Origin of the sequence: Streptomyces sp. NPDC097981 (assembly GCF_040302565.1) — a bacterium.
Classification (GTDB): Bacteria; Actinomycetota; Actinomycetes; order Streptomycetales; family Streptomycetaceae; genus Streptomyces.
This window is the reverse complement of the sequence record NZ_JBEORW010000005.1, coordinates 38,278-61,171: the sequence shown is the minus strand read 5'-3', so window position 1 is coordinate 61,171 and position 22,894 is coordinate 38,278. Positions and strand designations below refer to the sequence as shown.

17 protein-coding genes and 3 pseudogenes are annotated in these 22,894 nt (G+C 72.5%); 11 read left to right on the top strand and 9 right to left on the bottom strand.

What is annotated here, in order from left to right; translation table 11 throughout:
• Positions 1–39: 39 nt before the first annotated feature.
• Positions 40–354 carry a hypothetical protein gene (locus ABTY04_RS06590; RefSeq protein WP_352212422.1) on the bottom strand — a complete coding sequence of 105 codons (315 nt, stop codon included), beginning with the start codon at positions 352–354 and terminating at the stop codon, positions 40–42.
• A 173-nt stretch (positions 355–527) separates the two neighbouring features.
• Positions 528–1,265: pseudogene (locus ABTY04_RS06585) on the bottom strand (RNA-guided endonuclease InsQ/TnpB family protein); the annotation flags it as partial.
• 50 nt (positions 1,266–1,315) lie between these two features.
• Here ABTY04_RS06585 and tnpA point away from each other — a divergent pair.
• The 3 genes and pseudogenes from tnpA (at position 1,316) to ABTY04_RS06570 (ending at position 2,783) form a co-directional block, all read left to right on the top strand.
• Positions 1,316–1,744 (top strand): IS200/IS605 family transposase, encoded by a 429-nt coding sequence (tnpA, locus tag ABTY04_RS06580; protein ID WP_352212217.1) that lies wholly within the window; start codon positions 1,316–1,318, stop codon positions 1,742–1,744.
• A gap of 76 nt (positions 1,745–1,820) precedes the next feature.
• Positions 1,821–2,237: pseudogene (locus ABTY04_RS06575) on the top strand (VWA domain-containing protein); the annotation flags it as partial.
• Positions 2,238–2,273: 36 nt separating this feature from the next.
• Positions 2,274–2,783: a pyridoxamine 5'-phosphate oxidase family protein gene (locus ABTY04_RS06570; protein ID WP_352212216.1), complete on the top strand. Its 510-nt coding sequence runs from the start codon at positions 2,274–2,276 to the stop codon at positions 2,781–2,783.
• Between the two features lie 268 nt (positions 2,784–3,051).
• On the opposite strand, the gene ABTY04_RS06565 is transcribed toward ABTY04_RS06570, so the two are convergent.
• Positions 3,052–3,252, bottom strand: coding sequence for a DUF397 domain-containing protein (locus tag ABTY04_RS06565; protein WP_352212215.1), 201 nt, complete (start codon positions 3,250–3,252; stop codon positions 3,052–3,054).
• A complete protein-coding gene (locus ABTY04_RS06560) occupies positions 3,237–4,073 on the bottom strand; it encodes a helix-turn-helix domain-containing protein (protein WP_352212214.1) in 837 nt (278 codons plus the stop codon). The genes ABTY04_RS06565 and ABTY04_RS06560 overlap by 16 nt, the downstream gene beginning before the upstream one ends.
• A gap of 277 nt (positions 4,074–4,350) precedes the next feature.
• On the opposite strand from ABTY04_RS06560, the gene ABTY04_RS06555 reads away from it, so the two are divergent.
• Entirely contained in the window at positions 4,351–4,782 is a 432-nt protein-coding gene (locus ABTY04_RS06555) for a hypothetical protein (RefSeq protein WP_352212213.1), read from the top strand.
• Between the two features lie 217 nt (positions 4,783–4,999).
• Here the strand turns inward: ABTY04_RS06555 and ABTY04_RS06550 are convergent, their stop codons facing one another.
• The 3 genes from ABTY04_RS06550 to ABTY04_RS06540 form a co-directional block, all read right to left on the bottom strand.
• Positions 5,000–6,460: a glutamate synthase subunit beta gene (locus ABTY04_RS06550; protein WP_352212212.1), complete on the bottom strand. Its 1,461-nt coding sequence runs from the start codon at positions 6,458–6,460 to the stop codon at positions 5,000–5,002.
• Positions 6,453–10,994 carry a glutamate synthase large subunit gene (gene gltB / locus ABTY04_RS06545; protein WP_352212411.1) on the bottom strand — a complete coding sequence of 1,514 codons (4,542 nt, stop codon included), beginning with the start codon at positions 10,992–10,994 and terminating at the stop codon, positions 6,453–6,455. Before gltB ends, ABTY04_RS06550 begins: the two co-directional genes overlap by 8 nt.
• A 372-nt stretch (positions 10,995–11,366) precedes the next feature.
• A complete protein-coding gene (locus ABTY04_RS06540) occupies positions 11,367–12,098 on the bottom strand; it encodes a VIT1/CCC1 transporter family protein (protein ID WP_352212211.1) in 732 nt (243 codons plus the stop codon).
• Between the two features lie 259 nt (positions 12,099–12,357).
• Here ABTY04_RS06540 and ABTY04_RS06535 point away from each other — a divergent pair, with 259 nt between their 5' ends.
• The 7 genes from ABTY04_RS06535 to ABTY04_RS06505 all read left to right on the top strand — a co-directional run bounded on the left by ABTY04_RS06535 (position 12,358) and on the right by ABTY04_RS06505 (position 20,537).
• Positions 12,358–13,344 (top strand): ADP-ribosylglycohydrolase family protein, encoded by a 987-nt coding sequence (locus ABTY04_RS06535; protein ID WP_352212210.1) that lies wholly within the window; start codon positions 12,358–12,360, stop codon positions 13,342–13,344.
• A complete protein-coding gene (locus ABTY04_RS06530) occupies positions 13,341–14,723 on the top strand; it encodes an ADP-ribosylglycohydrolase family protein (protein WP_352212209.1) in 1,383 nt (460 codons plus the stop codon). The genes ABTY04_RS06535 and ABTY04_RS06530 overlap by 4 nt, the downstream gene beginning before the upstream one ends.
• 7 nt (positions 14,724–14,730) lie before the next feature.
• On the top strand, positions 14,731–15,876 hold the full coding sequence (locus tag ABTY04_RS06525; protein ID WP_352212208.1) for an ADP-ribosylglycohydrolase family protein: 1,146 nt from the start codon (positions 14,731–14,733) through the stop codon (positions 15,874–15,876).
• A gap of 119 nt (positions 15,877–15,995) precedes the next feature.
• Positions 15,996–17,510 carry an ADP-ribosylglycohydrolase family protein gene (locus ABTY04_RS06520; RefSeq protein WP_502996572.1) on the top strand — a complete coding sequence of 505 codons (1,515 nt, stop codon included), beginning with the start codon at positions 15,996–15,998 and terminating at the stop codon, positions 17,508–17,510.
• Positions 17,507–18,412, top strand: coding sequence for a ribokinase (gene rbsK / locus ABTY04_RS06515; protein WP_352212207.1), 906 nt, complete (start codon positions 17,507–17,509; stop codon positions 18,410–18,412). Before ABTY04_RS06520 ends, rbsK begins: the two co-directional genes overlap by 4 nt.
• A gap of 131 nt (positions 18,413–18,543) precedes the next feature.
• A complete protein-coding gene (locus ABTY04_RS06510) occupies positions 18,544–19,719 on the top strand; it encodes a CaiB/BaiF CoA transferase family protein (protein ID WP_352212409.1) in 1,176 nt (391 codons plus the stop codon).
• A complete protein-coding gene (locus tag ABTY04_RS06505; protein ID WP_352212206.1) occupies positions 19,716–20,537 on the top strand; it encodes an HpcH/HpaI aldolase/citrate lyase family protein in 822 nt (273 codons plus the stop codon). The genes ABTY04_RS06510 and ABTY04_RS06505 overlap by 4 nt, the downstream gene beginning before the upstream one ends.
• A 125-nt stretch (positions 20,538–20,662) precedes the next feature.
• Here ABTY04_RS06505 and lgt read toward each other — a convergent pair whose 3' ends face one another.
• Entirely contained in the window at positions 20,663–21,703 is a 1,041-nt protein-coding gene (lgt, locus tag ABTY04_RS06500) for a prolipoprotein diacylglyceryl transferase (protein WP_352212205.1), read from the bottom strand.
• 316 nt (positions 21,704–22,019) lie between these two features.
• Positions 22,020–22,811 (bottom strand): annotated as a pseudogene (locus ABTY04_RS06495) (DsbA family protein); the annotation flags it as partial.
• Between the last annotated feature and the right edge of the window lie 83 nt (positions 22,812–22,894).

Sequence of the window (22,894 nt, the reverse complement as noted above, 5' to 3'; positions counted from 1 at the left end):
CTAGACCCGGCCGATCCCGCCTGACCAGCGGGTTTCGGTTCACGCGGAGCGGCGCGAGGAGTAGCGGAGCAGGATCAGCGTCTGGACGGCCAGGAGGATCGCGCCCCCGGTTCCGGCCGCCCAGAGGGCGTCCGGCGAGGCCCAGGCCCGGCTGCCCAGTTCGGCGACGCCCACCGCGGTCAGTGCGACCAGGAACCGGGGCACGAACTCGGCCTCGGTGCCGTGCAGTACGCCCGAGCCGACGACAAAGACGGCCAGCAGGACCGGGATCCAGGGGGCGTCCGGCTCGCGCAGCAGCAGCGCGGCGCCGAACTCCATCGCCAGGACGAGGAGGTTGCGGAGCAACATCGACATGAGCACATCATGCCGGGGACATCCGCGTGCGCCGCCGCCGGGGTTCCACGGCCCCCGGCTGACGTACCCTCGGGCCATGACGGGCAGCGCGATCGACCTCCGCAAGGTGACTCCTCCCCCTCGTGAACGAGGGGGCTTCTCGCTATGCCTGGTTGGCGTCGCGACGGACCAGCCCGGCCCGTAGAACGTTGAGCGCTCCGACGACGTCGGCGTGCGCGGTGTGGCCGCAGGCGACGCTGTGCGGCTTCGAGCCTCTTGGCGGCCTTGCGGGCGTGGCGCGGGTTTGGGATGTGCTCGCCGTTGGACGTGGTGAGGAACGAGGCGATGCCCAGGTCGATCCCGACCACACTGCCCGTCGCGGGAAGCGGCTCGGGCTGCTCCTGCTCGGCAGTGAGCACGACGAACCACTTACGTCCCTCACGCTTGACCGACACGGTCTTGACCTTGCCGGCCACCGCACGGTGCTGGTTGACCTTGACGTGACCGACGCCCTGGAAGCGGACGCGGGTGACGGGGTCGTGCGGGGTGGAGTCCCACCGGCAGCCGTCGCCGTCCTTGGGGAAGTCAACAGTGTCGAACCAGTTCACCCCGCGAAAACGCGGGTAGCCCGGCGTGTCACCGGCCTTGATCCGGCGGAAGAACGCGGCGAACGCCTTGTCCAGACGGCGCAAGGTGGCCTGCTGCGAGGAGAAGGACCAGCGGCCCTGACGCTCCGGGTCGAACGCCCGGATGTCCCTGAGCTGCGCCGACTGCATCCCGTACTTCACGGACGTCTTTGACGCGTGCCGGTAGGCATCCCGGCGTTCCTGCAACGCGCCGTTGTAGAGCGAGCAGTGATCCCGCAGCATCTCACCGAGCGCGATCTGCTGGCCCACGGTGGGCCTCATGAGGAACTTGTACGCACGGATCACCCAGCCCACCCCCTTCGGTCAAGTTCGCTTGACCATACTGGCCTTGGTGTATGACACCACGCTGGGAACCAAACCCTGATGTCCGCACGGGACGACATGTCGCCTGTAACTTGCACGCACACTTGGTGTTCGTGACCAGATATCGGCGTGATGTATTCGATGACGACATGCTCAAGCGGTGTGAAGAGATCATGCGGGAGGTATGCGGCAGCTTCGAGACCGAGCTGCGCGAGTTCAACGGCGAAGCCGACCATGTCCACCTGTTGGTGCACTACCCGCCGAAGGTTGCCCTGTCGAAGCTGATCAACTCGCTCAAGGGCGTCAGCTCCAGGTATCTGCGGGCGGAGTACACCGGCCGGATCAACCGGATCGGCACGGGGTCTGCGTTCTGGTCACGCTCGTACTTCGCCGGGTCCTGCGGCGGCGCACCGCTGACCGTGACCCGCCAGTACATCGAGGGCCAGAAGCGGCCCGCCTGACCGTCAACCCAGAGGTGCAGAGAACTCCGGCGCTCCGCGCCTCCGGGCCAAGGATGCGTTTCCCTCCCCGGCTGAAGCCGGGGATACCCACGCAAGATCAGGGATGGGCAAGACGGCGTACCACGCGGTGATGGACGCGGTGATGGACCACTATCTGGATTCGGGATCGGTGAAACCCGCACTCGTCGTCTTCCAGACGGACGGCGGCCCGGTCAACAAGCTCGCGGCGGAGAGGTACCTGTGCAAGGCGGCCCGGCTCCCGCTGTTCTGGCAGTTCGTCGGCTTCGGCCAGACGCGCAGCTCACAGTTCGACTTCCTGCGGCGGCTGGACGAACTGCCGGTGCCGGCCCGGCGGGTGGTGGACAACGCGGGCTACTTCCACGCGGGGCCGGACCCGCGCGAGGTACCGGACCCGGTGCTGTTCGACCGGCTGGTCATGGAGTTCCCGTCCTGGCTGGCAGCGGCCCGCGCGGCGGGCATCGTGCGCGCCTGAGCCGCCGCTGTCGGTGCCAGGCGCTTTGATGGGCGTATGACGCACATCAACTGGGCAGCGTTCGAGAAGGCGGAGCCGGAATTCGCGGAGGCGGTCCGGGCCCGCTTCGCGCAGTACCCGCACCATGTCCTTGCCACCCTCCGCAAGGACGGCTCCCCCCGGGTGAGCGGTCTCAATGTCGACATCCGCGGTGGGGAGCTGTGGCTCGGCATGATGCCGGGCTCCCTGAAGGCCAGGGACCTGCAGCGCGACCCGCGCTTCGCGCTGCACACCAACCCCGGCGAGGGCGAGGAGATGCCGGACGGGGACGTACGGATCTCCGGGCGCGCGATCGAGCTCGTGGACCCGCCCGAGCTGCACCGGTACGCGGAGGAGACGGAGACCCCGCACCCCTTCCACCTCTTCTACGCGGACCTGACGGAGGTGGTCCGCGTCGGCATCGACGGGGACGACCTGGTGGTGCGCTCGTGGACCCCGGCGCACGGTCTGCGCACCATCCGCCGTGGCAACGACGACGAACCGCCGCGCGAGGAACCGGCTGGCTGAGACGCGGCTCGGCTGCCTGCGCGGGAGCGCCGGGGGCGGCGGGGTCGATGTCGATCCGACTGCTGTCGATGTTGATCGTGGCCCCGTCGTACGTCTCGTCGTGGTCGCCGAGGTACTGGTGGGCTCGGCGCGGGCCGGCCCACTGAGCCGTGACCCGGCGCCCCTCAACCGGACCCGGAATCCCTGCAGCTGGTCCGTCCGGCTCATCCCGGCCCAGACGTGCCCGCCGGGGTGCGTCACCTGCACGAGTGAAACCGGCCCGGGCCGGTCAGGCCCAGGTCTTCACGCCCCGGACGAAGGATGACCAGGCCGCGGCCGGGAACGTCAGGACCGGGCCGGCGCCGTCCTGCTTGCTGTCGCGGACGGGGACCAGGCCGGGGAGGTCGTCGGACACCTCGACGCACTCGCCGCCCTCCCCGTTGCTGTACGAGGACTTTCGCCAGGACAGGCCGTTCATGTCTGCGCACACTTCGCATGCTCCTTCGCCACCGACTCGATCAAGGCCAGTGAAGCCTCCGGCGACAGCGCGGCAGCCCTGGCAAGATCGTATGACTTCCAGTGACGCCCGACCAGGGCCGGATAGTCGAGCAACTGCCCGGCGTGGGGCCCCTCCGTGTAGGCCACGTCAGGTGCGTCAGCGAACTGCATGATGCGCACATACGCTCCCTGAGCACCATGGGCACCCGCCGCGAACGGCACCACCTGGACGGTGATCCGATGAGTGCGGACATATGAGGAGATGTGCCGCAGCTGAGCAGCCATCACAGCGTGCCCGCCGACTGCCGTCCGCAGTACAGCCTCGTGCAGAACGACCCACAATTCGGGGGTAACCGGGTCCTCAAGAAGTCGGGCACTCTCTATGCGAGCGGCAATCAGGGAATCGACACGTTCAGCCAGACCGGTGGGACTAGCGGCCCGAATGACGGCGCGCGCATAGTCCGCTGTCTGGAGCAGGCCGGGAACCAGCGTGGGGGCGTAGTCGTAGACGGCCGTCGCCAGACGTTCCAACTCGGCCGCGACGGCGAAGTACTCGACGTGCTTCGACTTGAACGCCCTGGCCAGGCGAGTGAAGTAGTCCCCGGTGCCGAGCACCTCGTCGATCAGCTCCGCGATCTCCGGCCGCAGCCGCCGCGTCCCGCACTCCATCTGGCCGACGTACGCCCCACTCGTGAAGATCCGCTCGCCCAGGCCCTCCTGGGTCAGCCCGGCCGTTTCCCGGTGGCGCCGCAGCTCCTCGCGGGCGAACTCCTCCGGCGTCTGCGCCCCACCCAGGTCCTTCGGCTTGACCATGAGCCAACTCCCCGCTTCCGCAGTGCCCTCGCTCCGCGGAAAAGCGTAGTCCCCGCCAGGTCGACGAAACCTCGGAACGGATTGATACGACTGCACGACGCCACAGCGCCGAGGTTCCGGTCGAGGTCGACGACCCGCCCGCCGGCTGGAGAGAAGACGCTGAGGCCCACCCGCCCGGGCTCTGTCATCAGGCGATGAGGTGCACGAAGGCCGCTGTCAGTGCCGCTGGTTAACGTGACGGGTGTCAGTCGGAACCGCAGACACCATGGGGGATCACATGAAGCACGCACACCTGCGCGGCAAGACCGCCGCGATCGCCACACTGACGGCGGCGCTCATGCTGGCACTTGCGGGCGGCACGGCCCAGGCCGCACCGGGTGACGAGATCATCGGCTACCCGGGGCCCGACGGGCTGATCTGGATTCCCGGGCAGACCGGCTCCAGCGGCTTCGTCTCCGGCGGTCTCTCTCCCCGACTGGACACGTTCATCACCTTCGGCTGCGCGGGCGGCGGCACCATCGAGGTGGCTTTCCGCCTCGACGACCACCCGGACCGCGACCCGGCCCCCTTCACGGTCGACTGCCCCGAGACCGACCCGGCCCGCGTCACCGTCCCCCTCGGCACCGGCCTCCAGGGCGGCTTCGGAGCCTGGGTGACGACCTCGACCCCGTCCACCCGCTGGGGCGCCACGGTCGTCCAGCCCGAATAACCCCACACACGCCACTGCGCCCGCCATCCCTGGTCGGGGACATGGCGGGCGCAGTGTCAGAGTTCCGCACACCGTTGTACGGACCGTATGAGGGATCCTCCCCGCGGGGAGGGGCCTTGCGTGGCGCCAGCCCCGCACCGACGGCCGGAGGCCGGCGCAGCCGGGCGAAGCCCGGGAGGCCGCCTGCGGCCGAGCGGTGCGAGCACGGCGGTGAGGATCAGACCATCAGGGAGCGGTCCGTCGGCTTGACCGGGTACGGGAGGGTGCTGGTGCCGGTCAGGAAGCGGTCCACGCCGCGGGCGGCCGAGCGGCCCTCCGCGATCGCCCAGACGATCAGGGACTGGCCGCGGCCCGCGTCGCCGGCGACGAAGACGCCGTCGACGTTGGTGGCGTACGACGCGTCGCGGGCGACGTTGCCGCGCTCGTCCAGCTCCAGGCCGAACTGCTGGACCAGGCCGTTGGACTGGTCCGTGCCCGTGAAGCCCATGGCCAGGGTGACGAGCTGGGCCGGGAGGACCCGCTCGGTGCCCGGCTTCTGCTCCAGCCTGCCGTCCTTGAACTCGACCTCGACCAGGTGCAGGGACTGGACGTTGCCGTCCTCGTCGCCCTCGAAGTGGGTGGTGGAGACGGAGTAGATCCGCTCGCCGCCCTCCTCGTGCGCCGAGGTGACCTTGTACAGCATCGGGAACGTCGGCCAGGGCTGGTTCGCGTTCCGCTCCTCGCCGGGCTTCGGCATGATCTCCAGCTGCGTGACCGAGGCCGCGCCCTGGCGGTGGGCGGTGCCCACGCAGTCCGCGCCGGTGTCGCCGCCGCCGATGACGACCACGTGCTTGCCCTCGGCCGTGATGGGGGGCGCAACGAAGTCACCCTCCTGGACCTTGTTGGCCAGGGGCAGGTACTCCATCGCGAAGTGGATGCCCTTGAGGTCGCGGCCCGGGACCGGGAGGTCGCGGGAGACCGTGGCGCCGGCCGCGATGACGACCGCGTCGAACCGCTTGCGCAGGTCGGTCGCGGACAGGTCGCGGCCGATCTCGATGCCGGTGCGGAACTTGGTGCCCTCCGCGCGCATCTGCTCGATGCGGCGGTTGATGTGCACCTTCTCCATCTTGAACTCGGGGATGCCGTAGCGCAGCAGGCCGCCGATGCGGTCCGCGCGCTCGTACACCACCACGGTGTGGCCGGCCCGGGTCAGCTGCTGGGCCGCGGCAAGGCCGGCGGGGCCCGAGCCGATGACGGCTGCCGTCTTGCCGGACAGGCGCTCCGGCGCCTGCGGGGTGACGTCGCCGTTGTCCCAGGCCTTGTCGATGATCGAGACTTCGACGTTCTTGATGGTGACGGCCGGCTGGTTGATGCCGAGGACGCACGCCGACTCGCACGGAGCGGGGCACAGGCGGCCCGTGAACTCCGGGAAGTTGTTCGTGGCGTGCAGGCGCTCGGAAGCCGCGGACCAGTCCTCGCGGTACGCGAAGTCGTTCCACTCCGGGATCAGGTTTCCGAGCGGGCACCCGTTGTGGCAGAACGGGATGCCGCAGTCCATGCAGCGGCCGGCCTGCTTGCTGATGATCGGCAGCAGCGAGCCCGGAACGTAGACCTCGTTCCAGTCCTTCAGCCGGTCGGCGACCGGACGGGAACAGGCGGTCTCGCGCTGGGTGGTGAGGAAGCCCTTCGGGTCAGCCATGGGTCGCCGCCTCCATCATCTTCTCCGTGGTCTCGGACTCCGAGAGTCCGGCCAGCTCAGCGGCGTCCTTGGCGGCGAGCACTGCCTTGTACGTGGTCGGGATGATCTTGCTGAAGCGGTCCACCGAGACGGACCAGTCAGCCAGGAGCTTCGCGGCCACGGTCGAGCCGGTCTCCTCCTCGTGGCGGCGCACCACATCGTGCAGCCACTGCTTGTCGGTGTCGGAGAGGGCCTCCACGGCGCCTGCGTTGCCGACGTTGACGTTGTCGATGTCGAGGTCGACGACGTACGCGACGCCGCCCGACATGCCAGCCGCGAAGTTGCGGCCCGTCTCGCCGAGCACGACCGCCGTGCCGCCGGTCATGTACTCGCAGCCGTGGTCGCCCACGCCCTCCGAGACGACCAGGGCACCGGAGTTGCGGACGCAGAAGCGTTCGCCGGTGCGGCCGCGCAGGAACATCTCGCCGCCGGTGGCGCCGTAGCCGATGGTGTTTCCGGCGATGGTCGAGTACTCGGCGAGGTGGTCGGCGCCGCGGTCCGGGCGGACCACGACCCGGCCGCCCGACAGGCCCTTGCCGACGTAGTCGTTGGCGTCGCCCTCCAGGCGGAGGGTGATGCCCTTCGGCAGGAAGGCGCCGAAGGACTGGCCGGCGCTGCCCGTGAAGGTCAGGTCGATGGTGTTGTCGGGCAGGCCCGCACCGCCGAACTTCTTGGTGACCTGGTGGCCGAGCATGGTGCCGACGGTCCGGTTGATGTTCCGGATCGCGACCTGGGCGCGGACCGGGCGGGCCGCCTCGACGGACTCGGCGTTCAGCGCGTCGGCCGCGAGCTCGATGAGTTCGTTGTCGAGCGCCTTCTCCAGGCCGTGGTCCTGCTCGATCAGGGCGTGGCGGACCGCGCCCTCGGGCAGCTCCGGCACGTAGAAGAGGGGCTCCAGGTCGAGACCCTGTGCCTTCCAGTGCGTGACGGCCTTGCTGGTGTCGAGGAGCTCGGCGTGGCCGACAGCCTCCTCGATCGTGCGGAAGCCCAGCTCGGCGAGGAGCTCGCGGACCTCCTCCGCGATGAACTCGAAGAAGTTCACGACGAATTCGGGCTTGCCGGAGAACCGGTCGCGCAGCACCGGGTTCTGGGTGGCGATGCCGACCGGGCAGGTGTCCAGGTGGCAGACGCGCATCATGACGCAGCCGGAGACGACGAGCGGCGCGGTCGCGAAACCGAACTCCTCGGCGCCGAGCAGCGCGGCGATGACGACGTCGCGGCCGGTCTTGAGCTGGCCGTCCGTCTGGACGACGATGCGGTCGCGAAGCCCGTTGAGCAGCAGGGTCTGCTGGGTCTCGGCGAGGCCGAGCTCCCAGGGGCCGCCCGCGTGCTTGAGCGAGGTGAGCGGGGAGGCGCCCGTACCGCCGTCGTGGCCGGAGATGAGGACGACGTCCGCGTGGGCCTTGGAGACACCCGCGGCGACGGTGCCGACACCGACCTCGGAGACCAGCTTCACGTGGATGCGTGCGGCCGGGTTGGCGTTCTTGAGGTCGTGGATCAGCTGAGCCAGGTCCTCGATGGAGTAGATGTCGTGGTGCGGCGGCGGGGAGATCAGGCCGACGCCCGGGGTGGAGTGCCGGGTCTTGGCGACCCACGGGTAGACCTTGTGGCCGGGCAGCTGGCCGCCCTCGCCGGGCTTGGCGCCCTGCGCCATCTTGATCTGGATGTCGTCCGCGTTGACCAGGTACTCGCTGGTGACGCCGAAGCGGCCGGAGGCGACCTGCTTGATCGACGAGCGGCGCGCCGGGTCGTACAGGCGGTCCGGGTCCTCGCCGCCCTCGCCGGTGTTGGACTTGCCGCCCAGCTGGTTCATGGCGATGGCGAGGGTCTCGTGAGCCTCGCGCGAGATGGATCCGTAGCTCATGGCGCCGGTGGAGAAGCGCTTGACGATCTCGGAGACCGGCTCGACCTCGTCGATGGAGATCGACGGGCGGTCCTCGCTCTTGAACCCGAACAGGCCGCGGAGCGTCATCAGGCGCTCGGACTGCTCGTTCACCCGGCCCGTGTACTTCTTGAAGATGTCGTACCGGCGGTTGCGGGTGGCGTGCTGGAGGCGGAAGACCGTCTCCGGGTCGAACAGGTGCGGCTCGCCCTCGCGGCGCCACTGGTACTCGCCGCCGATCTCCAGCGCGCGGTGCGTGGCCGCGATGCCGGAGGCCGGGTACGCCTTGGCGTGGCGCGCGGCCACCTCCTTGGCGATGACGTCCAGGCCGGCGCCGCCGATCTTGGTGGCGGTGCCCTGGAAGTAGGCCCCGACGAACTCCTCGTTCAGGCCGACGGCCTCGAAGACCTGGGCGCCGCGGTAGGAGGCGACGGTGGAGATGCCCATCTTGGACATGACCTTCAGGACGCCCTTGCCGAGCGCGTAGATCAGGTTCTTGATGGCCTGCTCCGGCTCCAGGCCGGACAGGAACGTACCGGCGCGCAGCAGGTCCTCGACGGACTCCATGGCGAGGTACGGGTTCACGGCGGCGGCGCCGTAGCCGATGAGCAGGGCGACGTGGTGGACCTCGCGGACGTCGCCGGCCTCGACCAGCAGGCCCACCTGGGTGCGCTGCTTGGTGGCGATGAGATGGTGGTGCACGGCGGAGGTGAGCAGCAGCGAGGGGATCGGCGCGTGCTCGGCGTCCGAGTGGCGGTCCGAGAGGACGATCAGGTGGGCGCCGTTCGCGATGGCCGCGTCGACCTCGCCGCGGATCTCCTCCAGGCGGGCGGCCAGTGCCTCGCCGCCGCCGGAGACCCGGTAGAGGCCGGAGAGGGTGGCGGCCTTCATGCCCGGCATGTCGCCGTCGGCGTTGACGTGGATGAGCTTGGCGAGCTCGTCGTTGTCGATCACCGGGAAGGGCAGGGTGACGCTGCGGCAGGACGCGGCGTTCGGCTCCAGCAGGTTGCCCTGCGGGCCCAGCGAGGACAGCAGGGAGGTGACGAGCTCCTCGCGGATGGCGTCCAGCGGCGGGTTGGTGACCTGCGCGAAGAGCTGCGTGAAGTAGTCGAAGAGCAGCCGGGGGCGCTCGGAGAGGGCCGCGATCGGGGAGTCCGTGCCCATGGAGCCGAGCGGCTCGCCGCCGGTACGGGCCATCGGCGCGAGGATGACGCGCAGCTCTTCCTCGGTGTAGCCGAAGGTCTGCTGGCGGCGGGTGACCGAGGCGTGGGTGTGGACGATGTGCTCGCGCTCGGGCAGGTCCGTCAGCTCGATCTCGCCGGTCTCGAGCCATTCGGCGTACGGCGCGGCGCCGGCCAGCTCGGCCTTGATCTCGTCGTCCTCGATGATCCGCTTCTGGGCGGTGTCGACGAGGAACATCTTGCCGGGCTGCAGGCGGCCCTTGCGGACGACCTTGGCCGGGTCGATGTCGAGCACGCCGACCTCGGAGCCGAGGACGACGAGGCCGTCGTCGGTGACCCAGTAGCGGCCGGGGCGCAGACCGTTGCGGTCGAGGACCGCGCCGACCTGGGTGCCGTCGGTGAAGGTGACGCAGGCCGGGCCGTCCCAGGGCTCCATCAGCGTGGAGTGGTACTGGTAGAACGCGCGGCGGGCCGGGTCCATGGAGGTGTGGTTCTCCCACGCCTCCGGGATCATCATCAGCACGCTGTGCGGCAGCGAGCGGCCGCCGAGGTGCAGGAGCTCCAGGACCTCGTCGAAGGAGGCCGAGTCGGAGGCGTCCGGGGTGCAGATCGGGAAGATCCGCTCCAGCGCGCCGTCACCGAAGGCGTCGGAGGCCAGCTGGGACTCGCGGGCCTTCATCCAGTTGCGGTTGCCCTTGACCGTGTTGATCTCGCCGTTGTGCGCGACGAAGCGGTACGGGTGGGCCAGCGGCCAGGACGGGAAGGTGTTCGTCGAGAACCGCGAGTGGACCAGGGCCAGCGTCGAGGCGAAGCGGCGGTCGGAGAGGTCCGGGAAGAAGGGCTCCAGCTGGCCCGTGGTGAGCATGCCCTTGTAGACGATGGTGCGGGCGGAGAGCGAGGGGAAGTAGACCCCGGCCTCGCGCTCGGCGCGCTTGCGCAGGACGAACGCCTTGCGGTCCAGCTCGATGCCGCTCGAACCGTTGCTGACGAACAGCTGCGAGAAGGCCGGCATGGTGGCGCGGGCGCCGTTGCCGAGCAGGTCAGGGGTGACCGGGACCTCGCGCCAGCCGAGGACCGTGAGGTTCTCCTCGGCGGCGATGGCCTCGATCTGCTCCACGGCGACGGCCTGTGCGGTGCCGTCGGCGGGGAGGAAGGCGATGCCGACGGCGTACGCACCGGCCTCGGGGAGCTCGAATCCGGCCACCTCGCGCAGGAACGCGTCCGGGACCTGGGACAGGATTCCGGCGCCGTCGCCGGAGTCCGGCTCGGAGCCGGTGGCACCACGGTGCTCAAGGTTCCGCAATACGGTCAGCGCCTGCTCGACCAGCGTGTGGCTGGCCTCGCCGCTGAGGTTGGCCACAAAGCCGACGCCGCAGGCGTCGTGCTCGTTGCGCGGGTCGTACATGCCCTGCTGGGCGGGGCGACCGTCCATGGGCGACCAGGCGGTGCTGAGGCCGGTCGCGGAGTGCGTGGATGCGGAACGCATCGGCTCTCCCGTCGTCGTCGTGGCATATGTGCATAGCCGAGGGACGACGTTGGCCCTCTGCGAAATTTCGTGCAGGTTACATGATGACGCCAATCCCGAGAAGCGGATACGGCGTTTCAGCATGCGGACAGGCACGAGGCAGAAAGTGGAGACCTTCGCGGTCGGATCAAGGGCACACCACGGAGCGAAGGTCCCGGCGCTGGATGGGCATCATTGCCCGGCGCGCCCTGGTGTGATGCCCGACGGACATGGAATCGAAACCGCCGGGTAACGGACTACTTATGTTGCGCAGTGCATAGTGTCTCACTGCTAGTGCGGTCAGCCTACGGCTCCGCCGATCCAGGTTCCCAGGACGTACGTCACACCTGCGGCCGCACCGCCCAGCAGCAGCTGCCGCAGACCGCTGTACCACCAGGTGCGCGCGGTGACCCGGGAGACGACCGCGCCGCAGGCGAAGAGCCCGGCCAGCGCGAGCAGCACCGCGGGCCACAGGGACGTGGCGCCGAGCAGGTACGGCAGTACGGGCAGCAGCGCGCCCAGCGCGAAGGAGCCGAAGGACGAGACCGCGGCGACCATCGGCGACGGCAGGTCGTCGGGGTCGATCCCGAGCTCCTCGCGGGCGTGGATCTCCAGTGCCTGGTCGGGGTCGCGGGACAGCTGCATGGCGACCTCGCGGGCGAGGGACGGCTCGACGCCGCGCGACACGTACAGCTCGGCCAGCTCCTCCATCTCGTCGACGGGGTGCTTGCGCAACTGCTGGCGCTCTATTTCGAGTTCGGCGAGGACCAGCTCGCGCTGCGAGGCGACGGAGGTGTACTCGCCGGCCGCCATCGAGAAGGCTCCGGCCGCGAGGCCCGCCAGCCCGGTGATCACGATGACCTGCGGGGCCACGGCGCCGCCGGCCACGCCGGTCATCAGGGCGAGGTTGGAGACGAGCCCGTCCATGGCACCGAAGACGGCCGGCCGCAGCCATCCGCCGTTGACGTCACGGTGGGTGTGGTTGTCGCGGTGCGCGGTGTGCAGCGGTGCTTCGATGTCGATGATGGACATGCGGCGTATCTCCCCTTTTCGTGCGAGTGGGTACGCGAAGCCGACGCGCAGGCATCCACTCCCCCTGAACACCTCGAAACTACGCACGATTTCTGCCGCCCGCCAGCAAGGAAGGCCGTACTTACCTGGGGTTTCGCGGGTCGGCGACCGGGTGACGGGGGCGTGGGCGGGGTGTTTCGCGGCGAGCGACAAACCACATGCCGTGGCACAAATCCCCCATGGGGCCCACGATGGGTCCCTTCAGATGGAGAGGCGCGCCATGGAGCAGATTGCATGCCATCCGCAGGTCCTCCTCGAACGGGCCAGGGGCGCTCTTCTGGGCCTCGCGGCGGGTGACGCGCTCGGCGCCCCCGCCGAGAACATGAAGCCCTCGCAGATCCGGGCGAAATGGGGCCGCATCGAGGGCTTCGTGTCGGAGGACCCGGCGGGCACCGATGACACCGAGTACGCGATCTTCTCGGGGCTGCTGCTGGCCCGCCACGGGTCGGCGCTGACCGTCTCCCACGTCGAGCGGGCATGGCACCACTGGATCGCCGACCTCGACGAAGGGCCGTTCCGCGGGGCGGGCTTCAGTGAGCGCGGCACCCTGGAGAACCTCCGCCGGGGGCTGGCGGCGCCCATCTCTGCGCAGCACCGCCACGCCTGGTCGGACGGCCTGGCGATGCGGGCGGCCCCCTTCGGGGTGTTCGCGGCGGGCCGTCCCGCCGAAGCCGCCCGGCTGGTCGCGATCGACGGCAGCGTGAGCCACGACGGGGAGGGCATCTACGGCGGCCAGGCGGTGGCGGCCGGCGTCGCCGCGGCGATGGCCGGCGGCAGCCCTGCGTCCGTGGTCTCCGCCGCGCTGTCCGTCATCCCGTCGGACTCCTGGACCGCCCGCTCGCTGCGCCGGGCCGTCACGGCGGCCCCGCGCGGCGAACGGGCGGTGCGCTCCGCGGTGGTGATCGGCGGCTATCCGTGGACCGACCTGGCCCCGGAGGCGGTGGGCCTGGCGTTCGGGGCCTTCGCCGCCTGCCGGGGCGATTTCGCCGCCTCGGTCCTGACGGCGGTGAACATGGGCCGCGACGCGGACACCACGGCGGCGGTGGCGGGCGCCCTCTCCGGCGCCCTGTCGGGCGTCGCCGCGATCCCGGCGGACTGGGCGTCGGCGATCGGCCCGGTCCGGGGCAGCTGCCTCCCCTCGATGCGCGGCCACCACGTCCTGGACATCGCGGACCTCCTCACCCCGGAAGCCGAGACCCCCCGATGACCCGGCCCCCGGCCCCCCTGGACCCCGCGACCCCCTGGCCCCCCGAGGGCGGCCCCGCCGCAGCCGGTCCCGACGACGGCCCGCTGTCCCGGCACCACACCACCCCACCGGAACCCGCCCCCGACGACGGGCTGCGCGTGGAGCGCGCCACCGGCCCGGCGGAAGCCGGACCCCGGCCCGGCGACGGGACGGGCGCGGAGCTCCGGACCGGCCCGGCCGGGGCCGGCGCGCGGGCCCGGACCCCGCAGCCCCCCGCAGGGGACCGGCGGATCGAGGGGTTGCTGCTCGGGCTCGCCTCGGGCGACGCCGCCGGGTGGCCCGCCGCCCGGCACCGGGCCAGCCGCATGCCCGAGTGGACCCGCCGCCTCACCCGCGAGCTCGACACCTTCGCCGAGCAGAACCAGACGACGACCCTCCCCGTGCCCATCGCCCTGAACCAGCCCCCGGAACCCCTGTGCCTCGGCCCCTCCGACGACGCCGAGTGGGCCGCCTTCGCCGCCGAATCCGTGCTGACCGCAGCCGGCGTGCTGCTCAGCGACCTCAGCCGGTCCCGCCGCATGCGGGCCGCCATCGACCTCGCCTGGAACGCCCTGGCCAGCGAGATCGCCGCCGCGGCCGAACGCGCCCCCGAGGTGGAGTCGGCCGTCCTCCCGCTCCGCGCCCGCATCTCCGTCCGCGCCGGCCTCGGCAACCTCGCCGCCGGCCTGCGCCCGCCCGCCACCGGCCACGACAACCCGCACTACTTCGACGACGCCGCCTGCGTCCGCGCCTGCGTCCTCGCCGTCGTCCACCCCGGCGACCCGGCCGCGGCCGCGGACCTCGCCGAGTTCGACGCCCGCTACACCCAGGACGGCGACGGAGTCCACGGCGCCCGCGCCATGGCCGCCGCCATCGCGGCCGCCCTCGCCGGCGCCGACACCGGCACCGCCGTCGACGCCGCCCTCGGCCAGCTCCCCGAGGCCACCGAGATCGGCCGCAACGCCCGCCACGCCGTCAAGCTCGCCCGTGCGCACACGGACGGCGGCGGCGCCTTCGCCATCGTCCCCACCCTGGAGCACGAGATCGTGGACCACGTCTACAGCTACGGCATTGCCGCCGCCGAGACCGTCCCCGTGGCCCTCGCCCTAGCCACCGCCGCCCGCGGCCGGGTCGGTGAGGCCGTCCCGGCCGCCGCCTGCCTGTCCCGCGTCGCGGACTCCGCCCCGGCCCTCGCCGGCGCCCTCACCGGCGCCCTCGGCGGCGGCAGTTCGATCCCCGCCGCCTGGCGCGAAGCCTGCCGCACCCTGTCCGGCTGCGCCCTCCCCCGCCTCGCCGGCACCGATCTGGTCGAACTCGCCGCGCTCCTGGCTCGCACGGAACTCACCTCACCCAAGGGATGATTCGGACATGACGCTCACTCTGGAAGACCGGGCGGCCGGCTGCCTCGTCGGAGCCGCCGTCGGCGACGCGCTCGGCGGCCCGGTGGAGGGCTGGTCCCCGGACCGGATCGTGGAACGGCACGGCGGCCGCGTGCACGGCATCGTCGGCCCGTGGCACGAGGACTGGCGCACGGCCCGCCCCATCGCGCCGTACCACAAGGGGGACGGCCACGTCACCGACGACACCCTCATGACCCATGCGCTGGTGCGCGTCTACGAGGCTGTACGGGACCACCTCGACGCGTACGCGATCGCCGACCACCTGGTCCCGGACCTGATGACGAACCCGCGCTGGATCCCCGAGCTCGAAGCCGAGGCCCTCCCCCTCCAGCGGATCTTCCTCGCGGAGAAGTGGATCGTGACCCGGCTGCACTACGCGCACGCGGACCCGCGCGAGGCGGGCAGCGGCAACATCGTCAACTGCGGTGCGGCGATGTACATGGCACCGGTCGGCATCGTCAACGCGGGCAATCCGGCGGGCGCGTACGCGGAGGCACTGGACATCGCCGGCGCGCACCAGTCCTCGTACGGGCGGGAGGCGGCGGGCGTGTTCGCGGCGGCGGTGGCGGCGGCGTGCGTGCCGGGGGCGACGGCGTCCTCGGTGGTGGACACGGCCCTCGCGCTGGCCAAGGACGGCACCCGGGAGGCGATCGCGGCGGTGTGCGAAGTGGCGGGCCGCCACCGGGACTTCGAGTCGGCGCTGGCCCCGCTGCGGGCGGCGGTCGCGCCGTACGACTCCGTCGGCCCGGACTACCGCAAGCCGTCCCTCGGCGCCCGGCGGCCGTCGCGGCTGCACGCGATCGAGGAGCTCCCGATCGCGCTCGGCATGCTGGTCGTCTCCGACGGGGCGTACGAGGGTTCCGTGCTCGGAGCCGTCAACTACGGCCGGGACTGCGACTCCATCGCCACGATGGCGGGCGCGGTCGCCGGAGCCCTGTCCGGGGCCTCGGCCGTCCCGCCCCCCTGGGCCAAGCAGGTCGCCGAGGCCAGCCGCCTCGATCTGCACGCCCCGGCGTCGGCTCTGGCCGCGGTGGCCCGTGAGGTCTTCGCCCTGGACCGGGCCCGCCGCCGCGCCCACGAGTCGGCCTTCACTTCGATCGCCGCCCCGCAGTGACCGGCACCCCGCCCCGCGATGCCGCTGCGGCCGGCCCCGCTCCGCTCCCGGACCCGCCGCTCCCGGCCGGGGCCGTACGGCTGACCTGGGCCCAGCCGGAGGACCTGGTCGGGCACGAGCTGCGGCAGGCCGTCGAGGACGGCCGGGCAGCGGCCGCCGAGCCGCTGCTCCGCACCTGGCTGGCCGCGGGCGGCCGCCCCGCCCCCGCCCGCGCGGGCAGCTCTCCCTCCCCCGCCTCCCCCGGGCTCCGCGCCCTGGCCGAACACCTCCTGACGGCCCTGGACTCCCTCCCGCTCCCCCTGGCGGCGGACGAGCCCCTCTCCTGGCCCGCCATCACCGCGACCTGGCCCGAGCCCGCCACCGGCCCGAGCCGGCCGGACCCGCTGCCGTGGCCCGACGGCCCCGCACGGGCCAGCGGTGCCGCGGCACCCGCCCCGGCCCCCGCCGCACCCGGGCGGAGCGGCCCGGGCACGGTCGCGGCCGGTGAAGCGCCGCCAAGTCACGGTGGAGCGCGCCCGGCATCCGAAGCCGCTGCCGGGCCCGGCTCCCCGGTTGCCGGGGCCCCGCGGAGCGAGGGGGCGGACGGGTTGTCCCGGATGCTGGAGGCGGCCTGGACGGGCCGGGCCGTCGGGTGCGTACTCGGGAAGCCCGTGGAGAAGCTGCCGCTGGAGGGCATCCGGGCCCTCGCCCGGGCCACCGGGAACTGGCCCCTCGACGACTGGTTCACCGCGGAGGGCGTACCCGCGGAGCTGCTGGCCGCGTACCCGTGGAACCGGCACTCCGCCGCCACCTCCCTCGCCGAGAACATCGACGGCACCCCCGAGGACGACGACCTCGACTACCCGCTCCTGAACCTGCTGCTGCTCCGGCGCCACGGCAAGCGGTTCACCACCGCCGACGTCGCCCGGCTCTGGCTCGACGAGCTCCCCGCCGGCCGGGCCTTCACCGCCGAGCGCCTGGCGTACCGGAACCTGCTGCTCGGGCTGGAGCCCCCGGCCACCGCCACCCGCCACAACCCCTTCCGCGAGTGGATCGGCGCCCTCATCCGGGCCGACGTCCACGGCTGGACCAACCCCGGCGACCCGACCGCCGCCGCGGCCCAGGCGTACCGGGACGCCGCCCTCACCCACACCGGCAACGGCCTGTACGCCGCGCTCTTCACGGCCGCCGCCATCGCCGAGGCCGTGGGGGGGCGGGCCGACATCCACTCCGCGCTCCGGGCCGGTCTGGCCGTCGTACCGCCCCGCTCGCGGCTCGCCGGGGCCGTCCGCGACGCCGTCGACGCAGCGGCGCGGCACACCGATTTCGACCGTGTCGTGGACCACCTGCACGCCCGGCACGGCCACTACCACTGGGTCCACGCCGTTCCCAACACCGCCCTGATCGCCGCCGCCCTCACCCACGCCGACGGGGACTTCACCCGCTCCGTGTGCCGTGCGGTGTCCGGCGGCTGGGACACCGACTCCAACGGGGCCACCGCCGGCTCGCTCGCCGCGCTCGTCGACGGGAACGGCGTCCCGCACCGCTGGAGCGCCCCCCTGAAGAACCGCCTCGCCACCACCGTCCGCGGCTTCGACGGCATCGGCTTCGACACCCTCGCCCAGCTCACCGCACAGGAGGCAGTACGCCCATGACGGCCATCGCCGTGCTCGGCAGTACGAACATGGACCTCGTCGCCTACGTCGCCAAGGCCCCCCGCCTGGGGGAGACCGTCACCGGCCGCGAGTTCCGCACCGTCCCCGGCGGCAAGGGGGCCAACCAGGCCGTCGCCGCCGCCCGCCTCGGCGCGGAGGTGGTGATGATCGGCGCGGTCGGGGCCGACGAGTTCGGCGTACGGCTGCGCTCCGCGCTCGCCACGGCCGGGGTCGAGACGGCGGCCCTGCGCACCGTCGAGGGCGCCAGCGGCACCGCGCACATCACCGTGGACGACGAGGGCGGGAACAGCATCGTCGTCATCCCCGGCGCCAACGCCCGCGTCACCGGCCTGGAGGCCGGCGACGAGAGCCGGATCGGCGCCGCCGACTCCCTCCTCCTCCAGCTCGAACTGCCCCTGTCCGTCGTCCTCGCCGGTGCGACCGCCGCCCGCGCCCACGGGGTCCGTACGATCCTCACCCCGGCCCCCGCCCGGCCGCTGCCCGCGGAACTCCTGGCCGCCACCGACCTGCTGGTGCCCAACGAGCACGAAGCCGCCGCCCTCACCGGGCTCACCCGCCCCCAGCAGGCCGCCGAGGCCCTGCTGGGCGAGGTCCCGGAGGTCGTCATCACCCTCGGCGCGGCCGGGTCCCTGTACGCCGCCCGCGGGCGGGAGCCGGTGACCGTGCCCGCGCCCCGGGTCCGCGCCGTGGACACGACCGCCGCCGGGGACACGTTCGTCGGCGCGCTCGCCGTGGCCCTCGGGGAGGACCGCCCCATGCCGGAGGCGTTGCGCTGGGCCTCGGCGGCGGCGGCGCTGTCCGTCCAGCGCCCCGGCGCCCAGGACTCGATGCCGGCCCGCGCCGAAGCGGACGCGTTCGCCGCATCCGGAGCCGCCTCGTGACCCCCGCCGGTCCGCCGCCGTCTTCCCCGGCCCCGGCGGACACCCCGCCCGCCGGGCGATCCGTACGGGGGGCCGCCCCGGAAACCGGGTGCCCGGGGCCCGCGCCCGGGTCCGGCCGGCGGCCCGGCCCCCTGCAGGGGGTGCGGGTGCTGGACCTCGCCACGCTGTTCGCCGGGCCGCTCGCCGCCACCCTGCTCGGTGACTTCGGCGCCGAGGTCGTCAAGGTCGAGCACCCCGAGCGCCCCGACCCCTCGCGCAGCCACGGCCCCGCCGAGGACGGCGTCGGACTGTGGTGGAAGCTCCTCGGCCGGAACAAGCGGACGATGACCCTCGACCTGTCCACCCCGGGCGGCCGCGACACCCTGCTGCGGCTGGCCGCCACCGCCGACGTGGTCGTGGAGAACTTCCGCCCCGGCACCCTGGAGAAGTGGGGCCTGGGCTGGCCCGAGCTGTCCGCCGTCAACCCGCGGCTGGTCCTGGCCCGCGTCACGGCCTTCGGCCAGCAGGGCCCGTACGCGCACCGCCCCGGCTTCGGCACCCTCGCGGAGGCGATGAGCGGCTTTGCCGCGATCACCGGGGAGCCGGACGGACCCCCGACCCTGCCGCCGTTCGGGCTCGCGGATTCGATCGCCGCGCTGACCACCGCGTACGCCGTGATGACCGCGCTGGCCGGCCGCGACCGCACCGGCCGCGGGCAGGTGGTGGACCTGGCCATCATCGAGCCGATCCTCACCGTGCTGGGCCCGCACCCGCTCTGGTACGACCAGCTCGGCTACGTCCAGCCGCGCACCGGCAACCGCTCCGCCAACAACGCCCCGCGCAACACCTACCGCAGCGCCGACGGCCGCTGGCTGGCGGTGTCCGCCTCGGCCCAGTCCGTCGCGGAGCGCGTCATGTGCCTGGTCGGCCGGCCCGAGCTGATCGCCGAGCCGTGGTTCGCGTCCGGCTCCGGCCGGGCCGCCCACGCGCCCGTCCTCGACGAGGCGGTCGGCGGCTGGATCGGGCGCCACAAGGCGGACGACGTGGTCGCCGCCTTCGAGGAGGCCCAGGCCGCCGTGGCCCGGGTCTACGACGTACGGGACGTCATGGCCGATCCGCAGTTCGCGGCCCTGGACACCGTCACCGAGGTCGAGGACCCCGAGCTCGGCCCGCTCCGGATGCAGAACGTCCTGTTCCGGCTGTCCGAGACCCCCGGGAGGATCCGCTGGGCGGGCCGCGCACACGGCGCGGACACCGACGCCGTACTCACCGAACTCGGCCTGTCCGAGGCCGAGATCAGCGCACTCCGGATGGAGGGGGCCCTGTGATCCTGACCTGGCTCTATGTACCCGGCGACCGCCCGGAGGTGGTCGCCAAGGCCCTGGACTCCGGGGCCGACGCCGTCATCGTCGACTTGGAGGACGCGGTGTCGGCCTCCCGCAAGGAGTACGCCCGGGCCGCTACCGCGGAGCGGCTGGCCGAGTGCCAGCCGGTCCCCGTCGTCGTCCGCGTGAACGCCCTGGCCTCCCCCTGGGCCGGCGCCGACCTCACCGCCCTGACCGGGCTGCGCGGCCTCGCGGGGCTGCGGCTGCCGAAGGTCTCGGCCCCGGAGCAGATCGCCGCGGTCGCCGACCGCACCGGAGGGGTGGCCCTGTACGCCATGCTCGAATCGGCGCTGGGCGTGGAGCGCGCGTACGAGATCGCCCGTGCGCACCCCGCCCTGCGCGGGCTCTCCCTCGGCGAGGCCGACCTCCGCGCCGATCTGGGCATCAGCGCGGAGGCGGGCCTGGACTGGCCCCGCTCCCGGGTGGTGATCGCGGCCCGGGCGGCAGGGCTGGCTCCGCCTGCCCAGTCGGTCTTCCCCGACATCCGGGACCTGGAGGCGCTGGCCGTCTCCTGTGCCCACGGCCGGGCGCTGGGCTTCCTGGGCCGGGCGGCGATCCACCCGCGCCAGCTGCCGGTGATCGAGCGGGCCTATCTGCCCGGCCCGGAGGAGGTCACCGCAGCGCAGGAGATCGTCGCGGCCGCCCGTCGCAGCCCGGGTGCGGTGGCCCTGCCGGACGGCCGGTTCGTCGACCCGGCGGTCCTGGCGGGCGCGGAACGGGTCGTCGCGCTCGCCCGCCGGGAGTCCCCCGTACCCTCGTGAGCGACGAGCGCCTCCGGGGCCGGCGGCCTGCTCCGGCGCGCCGCCGAACGGAACACGGAGCACGGGAACGCAGAACGGGAGGGGCGTCGCGCATCCGCGCGGCGCCCCTCCCGTTCGATGGACGGTCAGAGCTTCTTGGCCCCGGCCTCCGGCTTCGTCGTGCCCTCGGAGCCGGCGTCGGCCGGCTCCGCGTCGGCCTTCGCCGGCTCGGCCTTCGCCGGCTCGGCGCCGGACTCGGCCTTGCCTTCCGCATCCGGCTTCGCGGCGGCCTCGGCATCGGCCTTCTCGGCGCCGCCGTCCTTCGCGTCGTCCTTCGCCTTGTCCTTGGCCGCCGGGTCGGACGCCGCGGGCCCGCGGTCCGGCTCCACGACCTCCTCGCGGCCCGGCCTCAGCTTGGCCGAGAGCACGAAGTAGACGACGGCCAGGATGAAGACCACGATCGCGGTCCACACGTTCAGCCGGACACCGAAGATGTGGTGGGCCTCGTCGACCCGCATGTACTCGATCCAGCCGCGGCCCACGCAGTACGCCGCGACGTACAGGGCGAACGCCCGGCCGTGGCCGAGCCTGAAGCGGCGGTCCGCCCAGATCACGAGCGCGGCGACGCCGAGGCACCACAGCGACTCGTAGAGGAAGGTCGGGTGGTAGGTGCCGGCGACCCGGTTGGGGCCGTCGCTGATCTCCAGCGCCCACGGCAGGTCGGTGGCGCGGCCGTACAGCTCCTGGTTGAACCAGTTGCCCCAGCGTCCGAAGGCCTGGGCGATGGCGATGCCGGGAGCCAGGGCGTCGGCCCAGGCCGGGAGCGGGATGCCGCGCAGGCGGCAGCCGATCCAGGCACCCACCGCGCCCAGCGCGATCGCGCCCCAGATGCCGAGGCCGCCCTCCCAGATCTTGAAGGCGTCGACCCAGTTGCGGCCCTCGACGAAGTACAGCTGGTAGTCGGTGATCACGTGGTAGAGGCGACCGCCGACCAGGCCGAACGGCACCGCCCACACGGCGATGTCCGCGACCGTGCCCGGCTTTCCGCCGCGCGCGATCCACCGCTTGTTGCCGAGCCAGACGGCGACGAAGACGCCGATGATGATGCAGAACGCGTAGCCGCGCAGCGGGATCGGTCCGAGATGGATCACGCCGGTCGACGGGCTGGGGATATAGGCAAGGTTCATGGCAGTGCCGACGCTACCCTGCCGGGCGGTGCGGACCGCAACCCGCCCGGCAACCCGGCACCAAATCGAGACGGGGCGCTCAGCCCTCCGCGGCCCCCTTCGAAGCCCCGGCCGAACCGGCCCTCGACCCCGTCGAGGAGGACCCGGCCGAGCCGGACGAGGTGGTCGAGGACCTCGCCGCGCCGTGGGAAGAGGCCGAAGAGGAGGCCGGCGCCGGCGCGGACCCCGAGGTCTTCGCCCCCTTCGGGGAGACGCCCTGCGAGGCGGACGGCGAGGCGCTCGGCGAGGCGGACGGCGCGTTTCTCGCGCCCCCGGTCCCCTTGGCGGCGCCCTCCAGCTGCTCCTTGAGCTTCTGCGCGGTGAGCGGGTTGGCCTCGTCGGCGAAGATGTCCTTGCCGTCCAGCAGCACGCTCGGGGTGCCCTTGAACTTCCCGGCGCGGAAGGCCTCGAAGGACTTGTTCACCCAGCTGTTGTGCGTCCCGTCCTCGACGCACTTGCGGAACTCCGGAGTGTCCAGACCGTCCACCTTGGCGGCCAGCTCCAGCAGCCTGGCGTTCTTCCCGTACCCGTCGTCGGTCTCCGGTGGCTGGTTCTCGAACAGGACGTCGTGGTACGCGGCGAACTTCCCGGCGTCCTGTGCGCAGGCGGCCGCATTGGCGCCCTTCAGGGAGCCGGTGCCGCCCATGTTCCCGTCGATCAGGGTGACCAGGTGGTAGTCGACCTTGAGCAGGCCCTTGTTCTCCAGCTCGTGGATCGTGTCCCGGTAGTTGGTCTCGAAGGACTTGCACGCCGGGCAGCGGAAGTCCTCCCACACCGTCAGCGTGGACTTGGCCTCGGGTTTGCCGCTCTGGATGGCCAGCGCGTCCTTGCCGGTGGCCCCGGAGGGGGCGGTCACCGGGCCCGCCTCGGCGGACTTGCCGCCCTTGTCGGTGTTGGCCGCGATCAGGCCGATGACGGCCGCCAGGCCGAGGACGCCGACCACGGCCGACGCCACGATGAGGGTCCGCCGCCGCTTCTCCCTCTTCTTCTCGCGCTCGCGCTCCGCCTGGAGCCGCTCACGGGCCGATCGTTTCGCTTCGCGGTTCGCACCGTCGTTCTTCTCGCTCACGCTCGGCCAAACGAAGCGGGGAGGCACTCGCGTGCCTCCCCGCTCCCACTTCCACCCGATCGGACTACAGAACCCGCTCGGGG

Coding starts and splice junctions, on each gene's coding strand:
- ABTY04_RS06525 (WP_352212208.1), top strand. CDS start 14,731: ATGACGCTCACTCTGGAAGACCGGGCGGCCGGCTGCCTCGTCGGAGCC.
- ABTY04_RS06540 (WP_352212211.1), bottom strand. CDS start 12,098: ATGTCCATCATCGACATCGAAGCACCGCTGCACACCGCGCACCGCGAC.
- ABTY04_RS06570 (WP_352212216.1), top strand. CDS start 2,274: ATGACGCACATCAACTGGGCAGCGTTCGAGAAGGCGGAGCCGGAATTC.
- tnpA (WP_352212217.1), top strand. CDS start 1,316: ATGACACCACGCTGGGAACCAAACCCTGATGTCCGCACGGGACGACAT.
- lgt (WP_352212205.1), bottom strand. CDS start 21,703: ATGAACCTTGCCTATATCCCCAGCCCGTCGACCGGCGTGATCCATCTC.
- ABTY04_RS06555 (WP_352212213.1), top strand. CDS start 4,351: ATGAAGCACGCACACCTGCGCGGCAAGACCGCCGCGATCGCCACACTG.
- ABTY04_RS06550 (WP_352212212.1), bottom strand. CDS start 6,460: ATGGCTGACCCGAAGGGCTTCCTCACCACCCAGCGCGAGACCGCCTGT.
- ABTY04_RS06560 (WP_352212214.1), bottom strand. CDS start 4,073: ATGGTCAAGCCGAAGGACCTGGGTGGGGCGCAGACGCCGGAGGAGTTC.
- gltB (WP_352212411.1), bottom strand. CDS start 10,994: ATGGACGGTCGCCCCGCCCAGCAGGGCATGTACGACCCGCGCAACGAG.
- rbsK (WP_352212207.1), top strand. CDS start 17,507: ATGACGGCCATCGCCGTGCTCGGCAGTACGAACATGGACCTCGTCGCC.
- ABTY04_RS06530 (WP_352212209.1), top strand. CDS start 13,341: ATGACCCGGCCCCCGGCCCCCCTGGACCCCGCGACCCCCTGGCCCCCC.
- ABTY04_RS06535 (WP_352212210.1), top strand. CDS start 12,358: ATGGAGCAGATTGCATGCCATCCGCAGGTCCTCCTCGAACGGGCCAGG.
- ABTY04_RS06590 (WP_352212422.1), bottom strand. CDS start 354: ATGTCGATGTTGCTCCGCAACCTCCTCGTCCTGGCGATGGAGTTCGGC.